Origin of the sequence: Synechocystis sp. LEGE 06083 (genome assembly GCF_015207725.1) — a bacterium.
GTDB classification, from domain to species: domain Bacteria; phylum Cyanobacteriota; class Cyanobacteriia; order Cyanobacteriales; family Microcystaceae; genus Synechocystis; species Synechocystis salina.
On the sequence record NZ_JADEWJ010000276.1, the window covers coordinates 1 to 5074 of the forward strand.

General features: G+C 50.1%; 6 protein-coding genes. 1 reads left to right on the plus strand and 5 read right to left on the minus strand.

Features of this window, described 5'->3' with window-relative positions:
• Positions 1 to 701, plus strand: a 701-nt coding sequence (locus tag IQ219_RS16635; RefSeq protein ID WP_194073344.1) for a M23 family metallopeptidase, incomplete at its 5' end; no start/stop codon positions are given.
• 269 nt (positions 702 to 970) lie between these two features.
• Here IQ219_RS16635 and IQ219_RS16640 read toward each other — a convergent pair.
• The 5 genes from IQ219_RS16640 to IQ219_RS16660 form a co-directional block, all read right to left on the minus strand.
• Entirely contained in the window at positions 971 to 1120 is a 150-nt protein-coding gene (locus IQ219_RS16640) for a hypothetical protein (RefSeq protein ID WP_190595574.1), read from the minus strand.
• A 97-nt stretch (positions 1121 to 1217) separates the two neighbouring features.
• On the minus strand, positions 1218 to 2372 hold the full coding sequence (locus IQ219_RS16645) for a ZIP family metal transporter (RefSeq protein WP_190595576.1): 1155 nt from the start codon (positions 2370 to 2372) through the stop codon (positions 1218 to 1220).
• Complete coding sequence (locus tag IQ219_RS16650; RefSeq protein WP_190595578.1) at positions 2369 to 3439, minus strand: multicopper oxidase domain-containing protein; 1071 nt, start codon at positions 3437 to 3439, stop codon at positions 2369 to 2371. Before IQ219_RS16650 ends, IQ219_RS16645 begins: the two co-directional genes overlap by 4 nt.
• 255 nt (positions 3440 to 3694) lie before the next feature.
• Complete coding sequence (locus tag IQ219_RS16655; protein ID WP_190595580.1) at positions 3695 to 4312, minus strand: L,D-transpeptidase; 618 nt, start codon at positions 4310 to 4312, stop codon at positions 3695 to 3697.
• A gap of 152 nt (positions 4313 to 4464) precedes the next feature.
• Positions 4465 to 5074: cell wall metabolism sensor histidine kinase WalK (locus tag IQ219_RS16660; protein WP_228017243.1), on the minus strand; the 610-nt coding region annotated here is incomplete at its 5' end.

Sequence of the window (5074 nt, forward strand, 5' to 3'; positions counted from 1 at the left end):
GAATCAACGCCAACAATCCGGCCCCCGTTAATAACCGTTCTCCCCTCAATCCGCGAAATATTCAGTCCAAAGTTAGTTCCCTGGCGATCGGGCAACCGGTGGCAAGTAATCAAGTTTTTAGCTTGGCACCCATTGCTAATCGCGGTATTAAAATTGCCCTAGCTCCCCTGTCCGAATACACCAGGGCTACTGGCTTATATGCCCCCCAAGGACAACCGAGGCAAGGGACGGACTTAGTTTTCCCCATAGCTGGTGGTAGCCCCATAACTTCCGCCTTTGGCTGGCGGATGCACCCCATTAGCGGACAAGGTCGGATGCACAATGGCACAGACATGGGTGCTCCCACGGGAACCCCAGTTTTAGCAGCCTATGACGGTGTAGTGACGACGGCCCAATTGTCCGGCGGTTACGGCTTAATGGTGACACTACAACATTTGGAAGGAACCCAGGAGTCCCGTTACGCTCACATGTCGGAAATTTTGGTGGAATTAGGTCAACAAGTGGCTCGGGGTCAAGTGATTGGGCGCATTGGTAGTACGGGCATGTCTACAGGACCCCACCTACATTTTGAATGGCGGCACTTGACCAATGAAGATTGGGTTGCGGTGGATGCAGGGCCCCATTTAGAATCAGCTTTGGCTAATCTGATGAAAGCTGAGAAATATGTCCAAGCCCAGGACCAGGAAGTTGACCAAAATTAAATTTTTGTCACAATCAATATTGATCAAAATATGTTTTACATTGCCCACGTATAGCTTTTTGCCCGTGGGTTTTTGTTTTCTTCATTCTTAATAGTTGTAGTGACCCGCAATGATAAATGGATGGGACTACAATCATCGTGTTTTTGGGGTCAAGCATTGGAACAGAATTCGCAATAAGACAATATGCGAATGGCTATGTCGCCTCACGTACCTTTGTTGGGATAAACTCAATATCTGTCTACAGCGCGGACGCACACGATACACTCTCCCTAGAGCAAAGCCCAATTACAAATTTTAATGTCAGATGGATTGTCTAAGGGTCGGGCAGCCCAGGTTGTGCGGTAGGTTTCCAGCATGGTTTTACTGGCCATAGCCTGCTGAATTTCCTGCTCTAACGTAGCGATCTTAATAATGGGCATCCGGCTATAAACACTTCGACAATTCTCTTAGACATATATATCTTGTGAACAACGTTGAATTTAGCTTAAACCCTACACTTGACTTCACTATCAAGGGCTAAAATTTCACCAACAGCGCGGTGCTGTACATCACGAGTAGCCCGGTAGTAAAACCAGCTAAACTCATCCCCTCCAAGCCGAAGAGCTTTGACTGATGCAGTTGCCGCTGTAGGTAGGTGCCGAGTTCTACAATTACCTGCAAAATTGCCCCTGCACCAATCCCCAAGAACAAGGCTGCCCAATGGGGAGAAAAAGCAAAGGCTCCTACCCAGATACCAAGCACTGCAGGGAGTCCGGCTAGGATAGCTAGCAAGATGAAGGTCTGCCAACGCAGTTTTTGCTTGAGCAATGGCGCGACAATGCCCAGCCCTTCAGTCAGATTGTGGAGGGTAAAGCCAATTACCAGAAACGAACCCAGCGCCAGTTCCCCCAGAGCAAAAGCAGTGCCGATCGCCAGCCCTTCCCCCAGATTGTGTAGGCCAATCCCCAAAGCCATATAGGTAGAGAGGGCAGTGCCTTCCGGCGGTTTGCCTCGGCGGCGGCCCACAGCAAATAGGGCCAGACATGCCACTATAGCTGCAAACCAGACTAAGGCCTGACCTTGAAAGGCGATCGCCGCCTTTGCGGCCAGCTCCAGCCCTTCCTGTATGGTATCTACCAGCAAAAATGCCAGCATACCCAACGTCAGTGTTAAAACAAAGGTCAGTCCCCGTTGGCCCAGCACTTTTAAATAGGGGTAACACAACATGCCTAACCCCACCGGCACCAGCCCCACATAGAGCCCCAGCCAGCCATAGCTCAGCAGTGTGCCCAAAGACAGAGGGGGTGTGGGTAAAGCAACTTCAATGGGATGGGCAATAGTAACACCTGTGTTGGTCAAAAACTGAACATGATGCGCTTCGCCCTCTACCCAGGGGTATGGAATTTGCACTGTTGCCGTCACCAGTCGCCGGATCGGGCCAGGGGGCTGCTGGGTAAACGCCCAATAGGCGCCATCCACCTGAACCTGAGCAATAGTCATGGGTTCTGACCCCTCCGCCCGCACTTTAAGGGTAATGCCTCGATCATTTAACACAGTGCGCTCCACAATCAGAGACTCCAGGGGCGGTGCATTCAAGTTGAGCAACCGAGCCGGGCTCATGATTATCAGTAGAGCGATCAACCCAGCTAATAGAATGGGCGGCAACATCCAGCGCCAGGGCAAAGCCTTCATGCCACCACCTCAAAGGCACTCATCCAGCCCAGTTCCGCAAATTCGGCCTGATGAGCATGGAACATGTACACCCCTGGTTCAAAGTCAGCAAAGGAACATTCGATGATGCCCCGCTGCCCCTGACATAACATCACCGTATCGACGGTGCGGGAAGTCGGCGTCAACGTCGTCCCATGGTCGTAATAGTCAAAGAAATTGGCGTGCAGGTGAAAGGAATTGATCGGATCAAACTCGGTCACGTTAATTAGATAGACGCGCACTGGGCGATCGCGCTCAATGGGAATCGGCTGCTTCATGTAGGCATGGGGAATAGAGTTAACCGCGTAGACTTCGTTCTCCTCGTCAAAGTTGGTGTCAAAGGCATTCATCACCATCATTAACTCTTGCCAGCGCTGGTTTTCTGGGGAGCCCAGCAGGCGCGATCGGGCAACCTCTACCTGGTCGGGATGCCGCTGGGGGTCAGGATCAACAATGAACGCTCCGTAGAGCCCTTTGTGGAGATGGCGCTTAAACGGCACAGAATGACAGTGATAGAGGTGGCAGCCAAAGGGTTTTGCATCAAACTCGTAGGTCACCGTTTGCCCCGGCGCAGCCTCCATCACTCCGGGAATGCCATCCTGCCTGGCTCCATGAATACCGTGAAAGTGCAGGGTGTGTAGGTGAGTACCCTGGTTGGTAAAGCGAATGCGAATACGATCGCCCTCCGTGACTCGAATCGTTGGCCCCGGCACCTGACCGTTGTACGTCCAGGCAGGATAGAACACCCCCGGAGCCACCTCAATCTCTCGCTCAACGGTGGCGATGTCGTACTCTCGCAGGCGCTGCCTACTGGGCAGCGTTGAGACACGTCCTCCATCCCACTGGGTTAGCAGTACGTGAGGGTCAAAGCCATTTTTAAGGTGATCAACATCGCCTAGGGTAGTCATGCCCTGGTGATAAAGACCCGGAGCAGTCGGGGCACGCTGCTCCTGAGCCAGCGCTGGTTGGCTAAACCGTCTACCCAACCAAGTACCAGCCCCTAGAAGCCCGGCTCCAAGGAGCGATCGCCGCTGTACATGCCAATCCATTACTTTTCATAATTGTTTCATAATTACAAGCATAGTGGATAGCGATGTCTTTTCATAATTGCTTCATAATTGAGATGATGCAGGCGCTACAGATATTTGCCCCAACTGAATCTTCCCCTGTTGCCTACGGTGATAGTAAAAATGAGAAGAGGAACATAAAGTTGTCAATTTACTAGGGGAGTAGTTATTAGCTGGGTCATAATTGCAATGGTGAACTGCCATTCTGAGCCGATACCGATCACCAATGGCTAAAATCTATTTTTTCTGGACCACTCTGACGGGGGTACCACTTTGTACCATGCCGAATAGGGAGACTACGTCCGGATTACGCATCCGCACACAACCATGGGAAACGGCTTTACCTAGGAGATTTTCCTGTTTTTTAGGAGTGCCATGGAAACCAATGGTATTTTTACCATCGCTCCAAAAACCAATCCAACGGATGCCAATTGGGCCGTTCACACTAGCGGGAACTTTCTTCCCATTCCAAGGATTTTCCCAGACAGGATTTTCCACCATTTGAATAACTTGGAAATTACCCTGGGGAGTTTCCCAACCTTTTTTACCTATGGCTACGGGGTAGCTGGCTAAAACTTTGTCGTTTTGATAGGCGTAAACTTTCCTTTCTCCCAAAACCAAAAGCAAGTGAGTGGCTAAGGCATTACTGTCTACAGTAGAAGTGCTTGGGACGGAGGGAACTGAAGGGGGAATATAGGTAGATTCGGGGATCGGCGCTAGAGGGGGAATGGCACTACCACCGGAGAGGTTACTTTGGGCTTGGGTTACGGTGGGGAGCACTAAACTAGCTGCAGTTAAACCAATGCCTCCCAACCAGAGGGCAAGGCGGGGTAGGGGAGAAATTTTTTTCTGCATAGGTTTTGGCAAATGATCAGAATAGGGCGATTGGAAAAATTTTAAACTTAACTTAATGGAAAGAAACGGGCAACCAGTCCAATAAAGGGGTCTGAGGTGCAGTGGAATGTCTTTAGTCTTTCAGAGGAATATGAAACCAAGATGAAATGAGGTTAAGAATGGGCCATTGATGCGGAGACAATGGGCAACTGTATGGTGAACAAACTGCCTTGCCCCAATTCACTTTCTACGCTCAAAACGCCTTGATGCTTAATGGCGATCGCCTGGGCAATGGCTAATCCTAATCCGGCCCCTCCCTGTTGTCGAGACCGGGCCCCATCCACCCGATAAAAGCGGTCAAAAATCCGAGCTTGTTCTGCTGGGGCAATACCAATACCCGTATCTTGAACCTGGATGATAGCCTGTTGTTTGTCAGTCTCAAGAATGATTTTCACTATTCCTCCGGCGGGAGTGTAGTGAATGGCATTACTGATTAAATTGGCTACTAAACGATAAAGTTGGTCTTCTTCCCCCTTGACCCTAACGGGTTGCTCAACCCGTATTTCAGCAGATAGTTGCACACCAGCAGTAATACCCGAACCAGCAAACTCTTCCACTAAATCACTAACCAAATCATTAAGGCAACAGGGTTGGAATTGACTTCGATTAGCGTCGTGTAAATCTATGCGAGAGAGGAGCAATAAATCCTGAATTAAATGGGTGAGACGGTAATTTTGACGTTTCAGTATTTGGAGAGTACTGTGGATTTCCTCCGAGTTAGGC

Coding starts and splice junctions, on each gene's coding strand:
- IQ219_RS16655 (WP_190595580.1), bottom strand. CDS start 4,312: ATGCAGAAAAAAATTTCTCCCCTACCCCGCCTTGCCCTCTGGTTGGGA.
- IQ219_RS16640 (WP_190595574.1), bottom strand. CDS start 1,120: ATGCCCATTATTAAGATCGCTACGTTAGAGCAGGAAATTCAGCAGGCT.
- IQ219_RS16645 (WP_190595576.1), bottom strand. CDS start 2,372: ATGAAGGCTTTGCCCTGGCGCTGGATGTTGCCGCCCATTCTATTAGCT.
- IQ219_RS16650 (WP_190595578.1), bottom strand. CDS start 3,439: ATGGATTGGCATGTACAGCGGCGATCGCTCCTTGGAGCCGGGCTTCTA.